At 43.1% G+C, this 14,652-nt stretch carries 11 protein-coding genes; all 11 read right to left on the reverse strand.

Features of this window, described 5'->3' with window-relative positions; translation table 11 throughout:
* Positions 1-305: 305 nt before the first annotated feature.
* The 11 genes from MHH50_RS28800 to MHH50_RS28850 all read right to left on the reverse strand — a co-directional run bounded on the left by MHH50_RS28800 (position 306) and on the right by MHH50_RS28850 (position 14,606).
* Complete coding sequence (locus MHH50_RS28800) at positions 306-647, reverse strand: hypothetical protein (RefSeq protein WP_076201899.1); 342 nt, start codon at positions 645-647, stop codon at positions 306-308.
* Between the two features lie 155 nt (positions 648-802).
* Positions 803-4,729, reverse strand: coding sequence for an S-layer homology domain-containing protein (locus tag MHH50_RS28805; RefSeq protein WP_036681521.1), 3,927 nt, complete (start codon positions 4,727-4,729; stop codon positions 803-805).
* A gap of 160 nt (positions 4,730-4,889) precedes the next feature.
* The gene (locus MHH50_RS28810) at positions 4,890-6,017 is read right to left on the reverse strand and encodes an MraY family glycosyltransferase (protein ID WP_036681523.1); all 1,128 of its coding nucleotides are present in this window, start codon (positions 6,015-6,017) and stop codon (positions 4,890-4,892) included.
* 116 nt (positions 6,018-6,133) lie between these two features.
* Complete coding sequence (locus tag MHH50_RS28815; RefSeq protein WP_036681526.1) at positions 6,134-6,889, reverse strand: WecB/TagA/CpsF family glycosyltransferase; 756 nt, start codon at positions 6,887-6,889, stop codon at positions 6,134-6,136.
* Positions 6,890-6,895: 6 nt separating this feature from the next.
* Positions 6,896-8,029: a polysaccharide pyruvyl transferase CsaB gene (gene csaB, locus MHH50_RS28820; protein WP_076279125.1), complete on the reverse strand. Its 1,134-nt coding sequence runs from the start codon at positions 8,027-8,029 to the stop codon at positions 6,896-6,898.
* Positions 8,005-10,041, reverse strand: coding sequence for a DUF5693 family protein (locus MHH50_RS28825; RefSeq protein WP_076219972.1), 2,037 nt, complete (start codon positions 10,039-10,041; stop codon positions 8,005-8,007). Before MHH50_RS28825 ends, csaB begins: the two co-directional genes overlap by 25 nt.
* Before the next feature lie 128 nt (positions 10,042-10,169).
* On the reverse strand, positions 10,170-11,891 hold the full coding sequence (locus tag MHH50_RS28830) for a phospho-sugar mutase (RefSeq protein ID WP_076219973.1): 1,722 nt from the start codon (positions 11,889-11,891) through the stop codon (positions 10,170-10,172).
* A 42-nt stretch (positions 11,892-11,933) separates the two neighbouring features.
* Positions 11,934-12,356: a 3-hydroxyacyl-ACP dehydratase FabZ gene (gene fabZ / locus MHH50_RS28835; RefSeq protein ID WP_036681536.1), complete on the reverse strand. Its 423-nt coding sequence runs from the start codon at positions 12,354-12,356 to the stop codon at positions 11,934-11,936.
* A gap of 263 nt (positions 12,357-12,619) precedes the next feature.
* On the reverse strand, positions 12,620-12,844 hold the full coding sequence (locus MHH50_RS28840) for a DNA-directed RNA polymerase subunit beta (protein WP_036681538.1): 225 nt from the start codon (positions 12,842-12,844) through the stop codon (positions 12,620-12,622).
* A 10-nt stretch (positions 12,845-12,854) separates the two neighbouring features.
* Positions 12,855-13,676 carry a flagellar hook-basal body protein gene (locus MHH50_RS28845; protein WP_076099680.1) on the reverse strand — a complete coding sequence of 274 codons (822 nt, stop codon included), beginning with the start codon at positions 13,674-13,676 and terminating at the stop codon, positions 12,855-12,857.
* A gap of 51 nt (positions 13,677-13,727) precedes the next feature.
* Positions 13,728-14,606 carry a flagellar hook-basal body protein gene (locus MHH50_RS28850; protein WP_038573634.1) on the reverse strand — a complete coding sequence of 293 codons (879 nt, stop codon included), beginning with the start codon at positions 14,604-14,606 and terminating at the stop codon, positions 13,728-13,730.
* Between the last annotated feature and the right edge of the window lie 46 nt (positions 14,607-14,652).

Below are 14,652 nucleotides of genomic sequence, written 5' to 3' on the forward strand. Positions count from 1 at the left end.
TAATTTCAGCCCCTGTGTAAATGACTCTACACCTTAAACGCAGAAGATTTGAAAAAGTTGCGGTTTCTCAAAAAAAATCTTCTTTTTATATTTTCCGGTGTGATCCCATTAGAAGATACATATGTATGATCTACTAACTATTGTTAATCATGGGTGCCTACGGAAAATAGTATATCATAGTCGCTTTCTAAACGTCATTATGCAATATTTACTAAGAATCATTAACACTTGTACTATTAATTTAAACATTCCTACAAAAAACAAAAAAAGCGCCGTTGCCGACGCTTGCTTCTATTACATTGTTTCTAACGAATCTTCATAGATAATTGGATCAATTCCTGACGCTTCTCAGGACTCGAGTTCACATTGTCATACATTGCATCAATAGCTGCGCGGTTCTCGCGGTAGCTCTTCTCATGCTTGATTGTAGTATGAGACCATTCGATCAGAGCGTTCTCAGCAACAACAAGCTCGTTGTATGAATCGTGGAATCCTGTTGCTTGTACAAGCTCTTCCATGACCTCCTGAGTAATCTCCTGTAATGCGCGTTTAGCTGCAATTTCCTTTTCCAACACTTTTGCTCTATTCTCAAACATATTCTTGGCTTTCATGTAATCCAGCTGTGCTTTTGATAAAATCGGTTTCATCGATGGCTTTCACCTTTCAGAAAATAATATTTTCTACATTATTGTATCGTAAATCGGTGCAGATTACAAAATTTATGTCGCTGGTAATTGTTATCTTTACATCAAAACTCCGACCTGCGAATACTTTTCGCAGGCCGGAGCACTTTTTTTATTCTTTAGTTAAAGTTCTTAGGGAAGATGCTTGTACTCTTCTGTAAGAGTGCCACAGTAATCTTACCAGCCTCTGCTCTAGTCAACTTACCCTTCGGGTTAAAGTTATAGACGGGCTTCTTTTGGCCTGTAACGGTCACAGCACTTCCTTCCATAATCTTAGCTTTAGATATAGCTTCAATTGCAGGACGTGAGTAGAAATCCATGTTGCTTGTATCAACAAATGATTTGCTTAAGCTTGCCAACAGTTTACTGTCATTCAACGACATCTTGAGTTTCAACGCCCTAGCTATCATTACTGCGGCTTGTTCACGTGTTAAGGCTTGATCAGGCCCAAAGAAGCCATCACTGAGGCCTGTAACAATACCTGCCCTAGCAGCTGTCTCAATGTGTTTGAAATCCCATGTGGCCGCGACGGCTTCTGGCACAATATCAAAGAAGGTTTGTTTATTAGCATCATAGTTCAAAGGAATACTTAATGATTTCACCAACAATGTAGCAAATTCACCACGAGTGGTCAAATCATCCGCCCCAAATGCATCTGCTCGAAGATTAGTCATAAATCCTTTGGAATACAATCCATTCATTATATTTCTGCCCCATGGATGATTCGTAATATCAACAAAACCACGGCGCAGCTTCATAACAGTGTAATAACCAAATTCATCGAATGGAACGGTGATGGTATGTTTCTTCGTATCTACGACACCGCCCAAGTTCTCCCACTTACCTGAATCTGTATATCGGAATACTGTAATAGTCGATCCCACTTCATCCACAATGCTGGAGTTGAAAGTAAGCGTCAATTCACCACGTTGGGAAGGTACGATTTTTCTTGTTTGACTATACTGTGTAAAATATCCAGTCTTTCCACTGGCATCCACGAAATGCGGGGTAACCCCGTTGGTCTCAAGATTAACGCCATCATTTCCTAGACCACCACTAAGCCAATAGATATCCGATACTCTCGAAAAGTTATTAGTAGAGACGGTTGATGTAAAGCGCAGCGCAAGATCTTGTGGAATCACAAGCTGCCCGCCCCCGCCTTCGGTTCTGTCGTCACTACCCGTTACGTTGATAATGTTCCCGTAATCATTCTTACGTTCAACAACGCCATCAGCGGGATCCGCAATACCAAACAACAGTTTTGTATTAGGATAATATTTTGCAGCACCAGAGCTAGTATATCCCTTCATAATCGTGCCTTTAGGGAAGTTCAATTCCAAGGTTTTATTAAAGACACTATACTTCGTAGCTACCTTCTCCGCCATATATTGTGTATCAATCTGCACTGCACTAGCATAATACACATTTATAGTATCGCTTATTGTGGAGTTAGCACGAACCACTTGTATCTTAATGGGATTCGATTTGTCTGCTTTTAAGCCCACATAATCATAGGTGAAGCGATCTTGATTTGGCAAATCCGTACGTTTAATTGCTTCTTCTTTGCCAATTATTACTTTAGTGGCACCTTCAGCCTCAATATCAAAACGAACAAAGTTTTTGTTAACAACAATTTGCTCACCTACCGTCGCTACAGGTGACAGAAGACGATATGGAGCAACTTCCCGCACTACTTCAAGACGTTGTGTAGTTCTTGCTCCTGTTTTGTTAATAAGCTCTAGGGTATAAACTTGACTTCCTGGAGCATCAAATTTAATGTCACGTAATCTTAAAATAAAGTTTTTAGCACTGCCAATGTAGTCATAATACAAACCATTTGCAGCCACTTCATCAGGATAACGTTTAGGACCAATAGGTCCAGCGGATTCCGTACCGTCAATTAGCAGCTTATCCTGCCCCGTCGAAGTAAACACCAGAGTAGAGCCCTGATAAAGATTCAGCGTTGTAGCACCACTACCTTGTAGTACCAAGTCGAATTTATCTTTGCTTGTTGTATATTTTTCATCCTTATATACAATCTCAGCCGGCAATGCCAGCATGGCATTACGCTCGACTTCATTAGAAAGGGTTGTAGTTGTAAAAGGTAAACGATTATCCCCTAAAGTAGGATGGAATTGTTTTACCCCAGAAATGTTGGTATCAATGATGTAAATTTTAAGTTCTTTTTTGATAATACGTTGGTTACCAGCATTATCTCTTGAGACTCCAGTAAACACGATTTTATTCTCACCGTATACCAGTGGTCCCGTCTGACTGATTGTCACAGTGAAATTAAAAGTTGTTTTATTTACTGTTGAGTTTTTTTCTACTTCAAGCTTAAAAGGATTGCTAGATAATGAGTTACTGTCTGTACCGTTAATTTGCACTTGTGCATTTTCTATATTTTCGAACCCGATATATTCCCCAGCGACATTAAGTTTTCTTTCTACACTGGAATCGAATTCGTAGGTCTGACCATCTTGCAGATTACTTACATATATATAGTTTTTCGATACATATGAAATATCAGCATTATAGAAGGATTCTGATCCTTTATAACGGAATTGTACCTTTTGTTGACCATTAGAGAACCCTGATATTTTATAAATATATTCATTCGTTCCTGTGCCTGCAGTTACATAATCTATGGATAGTGGTTTATTACTCAAAGGCAAATAGTTTGCAGTTATATCTGCTGGGGTTGTTGATCTATTTGTCTTCGCCATTATATAGAAACTATCCGTCTCTAACTGTTGGCCATTTAAAGGCAATTTAGAGATATTGGTAAGATCACCTGAGCCTGTATATCCAGGAAGGTAGTACATTTCTGTTATAACAGTCTCATTTTTCAAAAATTTATATGAATAAAGATGAGAACTGCTGTGGCTGCCATAATCTACAGACAATTTAAAGTCATTTACACCCGCCAAGATTTCTAAATCAGCTGCAGTCTTAAATTTAACCAATTTATACGTTGGCGTAACGCCATCAGGACCAGGAATTGTTAATTCTTCTGTCACAGCACTAATCGTTACAACTTTTTCGGAACTATTACCTTTATTAAGAGTTAGCACAGCATTTGTTGCAAACGGAGCCACGTTATATGGAACTAAGATCTGTCCAGTAAAACCTGCAACACTTGGAGTCAAATCAGCAGTCAACGTAGGCACATTATCATTTAAGATATTATAGTCCGCATTGTCGTGGTTGATGTTCAAAGAAGCGTACGGTTGATCCTTATCAAAGAAATATACGGATCTGTCTATTGTTATTGAATCCGAAGCATTTTGAATAACAATCTTAAGCGTACTTAATCCCGGACTCAAGTTCAGAGCGGGGGTGAAAAATGTTCCGTCTTCCAATAGGGAAGTTTGTAATGCAGTTCCTCCATTCACGGAGACACTGACTTTAGTGGCATTCGTTACTTTACCTTGAAGAGTAACTGTAGATACTGGTACAACAACTTGTGTTCCTTCATTTAAATTAAGCGCAGAAGGACCACCCAAAACTTTTAATTCTGTTACATAGGGAACTTTATCGTAAAGAACATAAAATGATTCTGAACGTTGGAGATTCCCTTGCATACCAGAAAAGGTCACCTTATTAAACCCTGTATACAAAACAAGACCAGATGCTACAAAACGGTTATCCGGGCTATTGGTATCTGTTGTTACCGCTCCCGTAGTCAGGTGAGTAGCATCTGTTACCCATTTATTAGATTGACTATCTTTTGTAAGCTGCTCTACAGTAACCTTCATCGTGGAAGATGTTACCTGAGAGTAGGTTCCTGTAATTGAAAAGGTAGGGCTACTTACTTTGTAAACACTAGAACGGTCAATAAGTCCCTCAGGATTAGGATTAGCTGTTGTTGCTACAACATCCTGTTTCAACAGAACAGTATTACGTAATGTGAGATCATCCGGACTGAAGAAAGTCGTGGAGCTCGTGGTAGCCGCTGCCGCTATGGGCGTGTATTTACCTGGGAACATAGAAACGATCAAAGCCGCCAGCATCAGCCAAACGAACGGTCTCTTAAAGCGTTGCATGTGTTATATCTCTCCTTTGAGTATAAATTCTCGTAAACCTTCACTTTGTTCTTTATCGGTCATAGGAAGCGATATTTTTAGGGAAAACAACAAAAAACTCATCCGAAAAGGGATGAGTTTTGTTAGTTATAGAAAATATTAGAATAATACCATTAATAAATTAAGATTTGGAACCTCTTTCCGGATTAGCCTTCATACGAATTCTTAAAAAGAAATCAATCAGCGGACGTTTAGTCTTACCGATCAAACCTGTAACTTCCGCACCGATCTGCAAGAAGAAGAGCATGATGCAGATGACTACGAAGGTAACCCAGTTCGCCTCGTAAAGAGCGGCAGAGGATTGAATAACAGCTAAAACTCCAAAAAATGCAGCAATACCATAAATAATGAGCACAGTCTGACGATGACTAAAGCCTAGCTCGCGAAGGCAATGATGCAAGTGACCTTTGTCTGGTGCAAAGATTGGTTTCTTCTGCAGCTTACGGCGCACGATCGCAAAGAACGTGTCTGACAACGGTACACCAATAATAAGCAAAGGTGTAATAAACGAAACCACGGCAATCTGTTTAAACCCTAGCAAAGCAAGTAAAGCTAAGCAGAAGCCTAAGAACAGCGATCCCGTATCCCCCATAAAAATCTTGGCGGGATGGAAGTTGAAGAACAAGAATCCGATTATGCTACCCAGAAGCAACAGGCATAACATGGCAACCATCGTGTTACCCATCAAGAAAGCCATTACCGCAATCGTAGCAATCGCAATCCCTGATACACCAGCAGCAAGCCCGTCCAACCCGTCAATCAGGTTAACAGCATTGGTGACACCAACAATCCAGAAAATCGTAAGCGGGATAGCAATCCAGCTTTCCAACGAAGAATACGTATTGTTAAATGGAATATTCACAAAATCTACAGTAATACCAAAACCGAAAACTACAATACATGCTGCGACAATTTGGCCCAGCAGCTTCAACTTTGCTGATAATTCAAATCGGTCATCCAAACCTCCGATAAGTACAATCAGTCCGCCGCCACACAGCAGCGCTTTGATGAAGTTGGCCTCCCGCGGAGTGAACTCATATGGAATAATCGGCAATACGGCAAGCAGGCCTAACACAAACGCCAGAAAAATAGCTAATCCGCCAAGGCGGGGCATAATTTTCGTGTGCACTTTACGAGCATTCGGCACATCTGTCGCACCAATCTTAATGGCGAATTTCTTCACCAAAGGTGTGAGGCCAAGTGCGAGTCCCATGCATACGATAAATCCAGCGATGTATATGATTAACATTTGATCAGTCGACCCCCATTTCTCTACCGCATTGAATTATACGCTGTTACAAAAACAAATTCCAATCCCTTTTTTAGGCTATTCATCTGATTTTCTAGGTGAATATCGGCATTTGACTAGACTTTTGTTACTTTATCTTTCTCACGCACCACTTTTAATGCGAATTTCGGCAACGCAAGCATTCTTTTGTACCGCGTAGGCTCTTTTAATAAACGGTACAACCATTCAATTCTCATTTTTTGGAAAACTTTTGGTGCTCTCTTGCTCTTGCCAGAAATTACATCAAAGCTGCCGCCGACCCCCATCATGATCGGAACACCTAACTTGGATTTGTGTTTTGCAATCCATGGTTCCTGACTATCCGCGCCTCTGGCCACAAATAATAAGTCAGGATTGGTTTTAACAATTCCAGCAATAATCTCATCATCCGATTCCGGACCAAAATAACCGTCATGATATCCTGCAATAATAACACGCGGATATTGCAATTGTAACCTTTCAGCGGTTTCCTGAATCACCTCAGGTGTAGAACCAAGGAGATATACCTTCCATCCATATCTTTCACCCTGTTGCATCAATTCATGTAACAGGTCAAAACCAGCTACCCGTTCGGTTACAGGCTCCTTACAATAATTAGCAGCCCATACCACACCGGTTCCATCTGGGACAACTAATTCAGCTGACTTCATTATCTCCATATAAGCTGGATCTTCCAAAGCAGCCATAACCATAATCGGATTAGCTGTAATCACTTGATGCGGGATACGGGTATGAACCGCCTCTGTCAAATATGCAACAGTTGCTGCCATATCAACCTTGGAGACTCTAATCCCAAAAATAGGAACTGTAGGTACCGCGCTTTCTGCTTTCACTTTAGATCATCCTTTATGGTGGAAATATTCTACGATTTGCCGTGCTGGAGCCCCTGCTTCTTGAATCAACGAGGAGAGGATCGTCTCCCTCTCATTTCTCCATCCCTCTGCTGTTTCCAAAAGATGGCCTATCTCAGCAGCAACTTGTCCAGCATCTAATGATTGGGTCGTGCCCACAGGCTGACACCGAACTCTGTCTAGAAAATGATCAATTTTCGGATCATAAGAGATACCAATCAGCGGAACTCGCCGCCCTGCGGCATAAATCAGGCTATGAAGACGCATTCCGATCAGCACTTCACATTGCCCTACTTCCCGCAGCATGTGTTGCGGATGACTGGCATCTTCACAAATACTGACCTGCCCCCCATGCTGGCTTATATTTTCTTCCAGCTTCTCCATCACATAACGTGAGGCTTCAATATCAGATGGAAGATGAAACGGAAGGAATCTTAAATGCAATGGTTTTTCAAGATTCGCCTTAATCAAGCCTTGAGCAAGAGCGTCCAGCTCCTTGCGATCTTGTTCCCAATAACGTACCGAAATACCTACTACCGGAAGTGAATCTGAAGACTCTGGTAATTCAGCAGCATCAGTCTCTTCAGGTAAAGATAAGCCCATCACCGGGTCAGGAACAACCTCTATGTTCTTCTGTTCTAATCCCATAGAAAGTAAAAGCTCGCGGGATTGTTCATCCCGCACAGAGATATAAGTACATTTGCGAAACACTGATTTGATTAATGGGTGGAAAAGCTTACGATTCACAGGTCCGATACCTTGAGCATAAATAAAGGTCGGTTTACCCATCCACTGCGCAAGCTTAATAATACCTAAATAGTAAGGAATACTCTTGCTTCCTGTTACATCTTGCAGCAAGCTGCCTCCACCGCTAATCAGACCAGAACTCTCATAAATAGCTTGACGGACTTCAACCAGCTTCATCCGGTGCACAGATTTCACTCCATATGTGGCGCTAGTCCACTCAGGATCGATGGACAAGACAATGGGTTCGATCTCTATACCTGCAGCTTGAGCATGTTGTTGCAGTGCAATCAATATAGATTGCAGTACCGCCTCATCCCCGCTGTTATGGAAACCGTAATAACCGGAAATAACTATCTTTTTAGGAGTGGCGACCATCGTTTCCAACACCCTTCTGCAATTTGCCATACGATTACGGCAATCACACCAATAATCAGTCCTAATCCAAGACCGAGCAAGCCACGAATGAGCGAGATCAGAACTGGCGAGTGAATATGAGCAAAGGTATCTACCATCGAGAGCTGACCGATTACAGCAATAATCATGATAAACGCTGCATTCCGATATCTAAAGGCCAAGAATGCGCCAAGAATTAATAACGGATGCGCTAGCAAAAACTCTTTATTACGCGGTCGAACGCCAACCGTATTTTCCAAGAATGTACGTAAAACCATTTCCAACGGACTCACACTGCCACCGTTACCTGTACGGGTCATGTAATAATAGCCAACAACCGCCAAAACAAAGGCAATGATAATCATCGCAAATGTGATTGGTGTCCGCAGTAGCTTACCTGTCTTGTTAAAGACAAAATCCCCACGATACAAAAGCACGTAAAGTGCCACAAGACCGATAGGCGCCATATGAAGCAGACTGACACCACGGAACTGGTTGAGAACCAGGCTATAAGTTACATTATTAAGCAGTGCTATCATAAACGGCACAGCGCTCAAAGAGATCAGTGAAGTCTTAAAATAAAGCACTAAGCTATGTGTAAACCGGCGTTGCGGGCTCATAGCCTTATAGGTAAGGGGATTGCTCCGTAGAGGTGGCCCCATTTCATTAACCTTACGAATGGCAAGCACAACGGCAAGCGTTGGTGCACTTATCGCAGCGGCAAGCGCGAGCGCTTGTTCAAACATTTCAGGCTTCACTAGCATCAGGCCTGCACTTCCAATCAGACCTAACACCCAGGCAGCAAGCGTGAGCTGTGGAATGAAGTAAGAGACCAGCAGAGCCACTAAAGACACTGCTCCAACCACCGCAACTAGCTTAAAGTAACGTTGATAAGAGGAATCTACAACCTCAAATGCCGTAGCTTGTCCCAGTTTAAATCCATTGTCTTTAATCTGCTCAACTGCTCCGCCTGGTTCGCTTAGGCTGGTAATAAGGTTATCTAATGTATCTGTAACCTGTGCCTTAGCAGTATTTCTTGCAGGAATCGTGTTTAAGTAGATCATGCGGATATTCCGATCCTTTGTTGCCAGAGCGAAACGGTCCGAAATTACTTTTGGATCTAAGGCAGAATCTCCCTCACTAAGGGAATATAAACGTGTCACATTATAATCCAGCAAATAAGCGAGTCTGTTAAAGCCCTTTTGCTGTTTTTTAATATTCTCAATTGCTGCAATCCCCATTCCACGTTCCTTAAGGAGATTAGCAAAGTCAGTGATACTGCCAGTATCGGCATCATCATTAAACCCTTTAACAGACTCACCTTCAAATAGAATCCGTTTAACACCCAATTCCTCATAACGATCCAACAGCTTCTTTACCGTGGCTTCATTATAAGTCAGAGAATCCACAAGACGAGGTACAATACTGAATCCCTTGTTATGCAGCATGTCCAGTGTAAATGGATCGGGCTGCAGCGGCTTCAATGTAGCGTCTTCTAGCGGGGTCTCGATGATAAGCCCCTGCTGTCCGCGGAAACTCCAGTCTCTTGAATTAATCCCAAGATTACTAAATGCTTCTTTAATTACAGGCGCTAAAGTATCGCTGTAATCAGCACTGGTAAACAGAATATAGGTATAGTTTTCATTTTCAGGTATGATCGTGTCCGTAAGATTAGCTATATCAGCCGCACCCCATATCATTAGACGACGCGCCTTACGGTAATCTTCCAATGTGCTTTCGTAAATCGCCATGCTCTGTACACCAGCGTCTTTAAGGCGATCTAACTGTTCGGAAATATAATCTTGTGGATTTGCACGATAGCTGGCTACATCAACCAGATCACGATAATCAAATACAAATTCTACTGTCTTGGAAGACTTCTCCGTCTGCAGTCGATCATAGACCACAGGCAAGGCTGCTATAACGCCAACCACAACTATGATCCACAGCCACTTTCGGGAAGTAATATTCCAACGTTGCCATTTTTGCCGCACCAAAAGTACCTCCTCTTTCGCTTTAAAAACTCTTTTAACAAAAGTAGAAACGGATCGTCATCCTTTTAGAGACGGTACCCGTTTCTACGTAAAATATAATTCACAATATAGAAAGCACTCTATATTTATTATTGTCCCCCGTCAACGCGAGCCATAACCTGTTTCGACAGTGCAGCAACCTTATCCTTAGCATTCTGCAGGGAGTCACCCACTACTGCAAAATAAACTTTAATCTTAGGCTCTGTGCCGGAAGGGCGCAGGCAGAACCAAGATCCGTCAGCCAGCAAATACTTCAGTACATTTTCCTTCGGCAGTCCATTTAAGCCCAGGGAATAATCCTGAATTTCTGTTACGGCAGATCCAGCAATTTCTTGTGGTGCATTAGAACGCCAATCATTCATGATTCCTTGAATTTGCGCAACGCCATCTTTGCCTTTCAGCGTACGGGACTCCAAGCTTTCCAAGAAGTATCCGAACTGCTTGTACAATTCCTGAAGAACATCATATAATGTTTTGCCTTGAGCTTTATAATAAGCACCCGCTTCAGCGATAAGCATAGCAGCAAGAACAGCATCCTTATCACGAGCATAATTGCCTGCAAGATAACCATAGCTTTCTTCATATCCGAAAAGATATGTGTATTCTCCGGATTGTTCGAACTGGGTCATCTTTTCTCCAATATATTTGAAGCCAGTCAGCGTATTAAATACAGTTGCACCATAATGAGAAGCTACAGCAGCCCCCATTTCGCTAGTAACGATAGTCTTTACAACCGCACCATTGCTAGGCAGCTTTCCTTGTTCCTGCAAACGACTCAAATAGTAATGAATCATCAGTGCTCCGGATTGATTGCCGGACAGAACAACAAATTTACCTTCATTGTCGCGAACTACCGCACCCATACGGTCTGCATCAGGATCTGTACCAATCAAAAGGTCAGCATTCAACTCTTCGCCCAGCTTCATAGCCAGCGTAAAAGCTTCACGCTCCTCCGGGTTCGGCGATTTCACTGTAGAGAATTCAGAATCCGGCTGTTCTTGCTCAGGTACAACATGTACCTGGGTGAACCCGATTTTCTCAAGTACACGGCGGACTGGCAAATTACCTGTACCATGAAGCGGAGTGTATACGATTTTGAAGTCTTTTCCAAGCGTAGAGGCAATCTCTTCACTTGCAAGACTGACCGCAGCAACAGTATCGGTAAACGCTTCGTCATCCTTCTCTCCTAGCCAGTGCAACAGCCCTTGAGCTTCAGCTTCTTCTTGCGAAATCCGCTTTACACCATCAAAAGTGTCAACCTCTAGTATGTAAGAAATGACCTTTTCGGCTTCGTGTGGTACAAGCTGTCCGCCTTCCGAATTATAGACCTTATAACCATTGTATTCAGGAGGGTTATGGCTCGCGGTGATTACAATACCACCTGTTGCTTTCAAATAACGCACGCTGAATGATAGCTGTGGTGTTGATCGAAGGGAGGTAAACAAATGCGCCTCGATGCCATTAGCAGCCAGTACAAGAGCAGCCTCAAGTGTGAATTCAGGCGAGAAGCGACGAGAGTCATGCGCGATAACAACCGAAGGTCTGCCTTCTCCAGTATGCTTTTCTAGAATATAATTAGCGAAGCCTTGTGTAGCTCTGCCAACAGTATAACGATTGATACGATTGCTGCCCGCACCAATAACCCCACGCAAGCCGCCTGTACCAAACTCTAAGTCTCTGTAAAAACGCTCTTCAAGCTCCTGTGGCTCATTCTCCAGAGCGCGAAGCTCTGCCTTTGTAGCCTCGTCAACAGAAGGGTCCTGCAACCAGCGGGATAATGTGTCTGCCGCTTTCGCACTTAATTGAGTCATATGAATCTCTCCTTTAGATATATTTATAGAAAAATAAAATATTTAGCTCAGAGCAAACATAATTTCTCCAGAGGCTACAACCTTACCTTCAACGGAAGCAGTAGCTTGTCCTTTTCCGATGCTGCCCTTAAGGCGGGTGATCTCTACTTCAAGAGTAAGTGTATCGCCCGGTACCACTTGACCACGGAAACGGAATCCGTCCAGCCCAGCTAAAAAACCGATTCGGCCGCGATTAGCTTCTACTCCCAGGATAGCAACCGCACCCACTTGTGCAAGGGCTTCTGTAATCAGTACACCCGGCATTACCGGATAGCCCGGAAAGTGACCTACAAAGAACGGTTCATTGATCGTTACATTTTTGATTCCTACAGCTTTTTTGCCCATTTCAATCTCGATAATTTTGTCCACCAGCAGAAATGGAGGCCGATGGGGGATGATTTCTTGAATTTGGTTGATATCCAGCATTATGACAAAACTCCTTTCGGATGTTGCACATTTTCTTTTATTCTTTGCCGAAATGCATAAAATTAGGCAGGTTCGGTAAAAACTATATTTATCCTTCACCAACTGCAGAAGTGGAGGTTGAGATAAGGGGCTTTCTCCACCGGATGCGGCAGCATGGCGGAGAGGGCCCTTTTTGCTGCCCGAGGCCCCCCACCATTATACATTTTTCAGCATAAAAAAGAAAACTCCCTTATATAACAAGGGAGTGGTTAAATCATCTTCATTTATGGAGCAAAAACCAAATCATATACATGTCTCCACGTACTCCACTGCAGAGCATCGCTTAACTCTTTCTTACCCAGGACAACGTAACCGACGGCCAGGCCGCCTCCAAGTGCAGCTACGAGAAGCAAGGGAATAAGAACCCATTGTATCATGGTCCATTTGGAGATCCCTCGTGGAGAGGGTTCTTTCTTCTCTTCCGATTTAACTTTTTCCTGTCGATCCATTCCTTCACCTCTACGCGCGCATGTTATTGGCTAGACCAAACATCTGATCACTGGACGAAAGTGCCCGAGCTACGAGTTGATACGTGCGTTGAATCTGCATCATTTCTGTCATTTCTGAGGTCATATCGACATTCGACTGCTCCAGCCATCCTGAGCGCACTCCAATTCCAGATGCCTCGCCTGCCGCTCTTTGTACAAAAGCCTGCTGTGCTGTAACCCCATCTGCAAGCATATAGAAATTCCCGTCGACAGCCTTTAAGGCATTCTGTGTCTTAGGTTCTACTATCATTATAGTACCCGCTACCTGAACAGGTCCATTCTCCGTCTTTTTTGTTAACACACGACCAGATTCATCGATAGCAGCATTCACACCTACAGGAACCGTTAGAGGTTTGCCCTCTGTATTTAAAACCGAGTTTCCTGTGTTATCAACCAATACCATCTTTTTAGCATCAGTCGTGTCAGGAATAAAGTGAAAATCACCCTGACGTGTATACGCTGTAGTACCATTGACCTGAACACCAAAAAGCCCGTTGCCCTGAATGGCTAAGTCGGTCGGACTCCCTGTTTCTTTAAGGGGTCCCTCTTCCCAATTCGTTGAGATCGAAGGCACATAAGTCCCAAAACCCATATTAAAGCCTAGGGGTGTAGAACGGCCCGGTTGGTCATAATCATCTGATTGCTGTTGTACACGAGTCAGCACGTCCTCAAAAGAGCCCTGCTTGCTCTTATAACCATTGGTATCCATGTTGGCTAGATTATCCGCTATAATATCAAGCCGCTGCTGAAGGCTCGACATGGAGACTGCTGCACTAATCGTTGAGTTGTTCATAGATCAAACCTCCTATAAGCTCTACCTGTAAAGCTCATTCCTAAGCACTGCCTATACCCTGCCAACTTCACTTACAGCCTTCTGCAAGCTGCCATCATAATATTGAACAATCTTCTGGTTCGCTTCATAAGCCCGATAGGCGGCATTCAAATCCACAGTAACCTGAGTAGGATCTACATTGGAGCTTTCCAGGTAACCTTGGCGTACTTGCATGTTATCTGTTCCGTTAGAGAAACGGATATCTGCCGCCTCTACATCATCAGCGTGAAATACACCATTACCGTCACGTACAAGCTCCTGTGGCTTTGTTACTACACTCACACCAAGCTTGGTCCCTGTCGGAAGTCCTGTTACTGGATTAAGCAAATTACCCTGCCCGTCCACTTTAAGGGTGTCCTGATTTCCTGTCAAGACAAGGGGCTTGCCTGTGGAATCAAGAACCTTGAAGCCACCACTGCTCAGTACCTCTCCTGTAGCCGCGTTTATTGAGAAGCTCCCATTTCGCGTATACAGATTATTCCCTTCAGCATCCTGTACAGTAAAGAAGGCCTGTGGACGATAAACAACCTCACCCTCAGGGCTTACATATTTGCCTGAACCATCAAAGGAGATATTTTGACCTGTCACTGGATCAGCTACTTGCAAATCCGTAGATAAAGCAAAATCCATGGTCTTGCCGCTCTCCCTTAAATCACCCTGTAAATATTGGGATATCGATTGTTCTGCAAAAACCCCAGTGTTAAGGCGCCCCACTGGCTTTGTATTGCCATTACTCATAGCAGAGATCAGTACATCCGGAAAAGCATGATTGACACTGTCAACCTGCTTGTACCCCGTTGTATTCAAGTTAGCGATGTTCTGTGTTGCCGTATCATGTCTACGCTGCTGTGTAACCATACCTGCAGCGGCTGTATATAATCCTCTTATCATGAAGGTAGTCCCCTTCCGAATCTTTTGCTACCTTTTATATCGGCTG

The organism is Paenibacillus sp. FSL H3-0302 (genome assembly GCF_037982245.1).
GTDB classification, from domain to species: domain Bacteria; phylum Bacillota; class Bacilli; order Paenibacillales; family Paenibacillaceae; genus Paenibacillus_AQ; species Paenibacillus_AQ odorifer.

What these genes read in the sequence shown, in the direction of transcription:
- MHH50_RS28800 (WP_076201899.1), bottom strand. Translation starts at nt 647, where the DNA reads ATGAAACCGATTTTATCAAAAGCACAGCTGGATTACATGAAAGCCAAG.
- MHH50_RS28805 (WP_036681521.1), bottom strand. Translation starts at nt 4,729, where the DNA reads ATGCAACGCTTTAAGAGACCGTTCGTTTGGCTGATGCTGGCGGCTTTG.
- MHH50_RS28810 (WP_036681523.1), bottom strand. Translation starts at nt 6,017, where the DNA reads ATGTTAATCATATACATCGCTGGATTTATCGTATGCATGGGACTCGCA.
- csaB (WP_076279125.1), bottom strand. Translation starts at nt 8,029, where the DNA reads ATGGTCGCCACTCCTAAAAAGATAGTTATTTCCGGTTATTACGGTTTC.
- MHH50_RS28830 (WP_076219973.1), bottom strand. Translation starts at nt 11,891, where the DNA reads ATGACTCAATTAAGTGCGAAAGCGGCAGACACATTATCCCGCTGGTTG.
- fabZ (WP_036681536.1), bottom strand. Translation starts at nt 12,356, where the DNA reads ATGCTGGATATCAACCAAATTCAAGAAATCATCCCCCATCGGCCTCCA.
- MHH50_RS28840 (WP_036681538.1), bottom strand. Translation starts at nt 12,844, where the DNA reads ATGGATCGACAGGAAAAAGTTAAATCGGAAGAGAAGAAAGAACCCTCT.
- MHH50_RS28845 (WP_076099680.1), bottom strand. Translation starts at nt 13,676, where the DNA reads ATGAACAACTCAACGATTAGTGCAGCAGTCTCCATGTCGAGCCTTCAG.
- MHH50_RS28850 (WP_038573634.1), bottom strand. Translation starts at nt 14,606, where the DNA reads ATGATAAGAGGATTATATACAGCCGCTGCAGGTATGGTTACACAGCAG.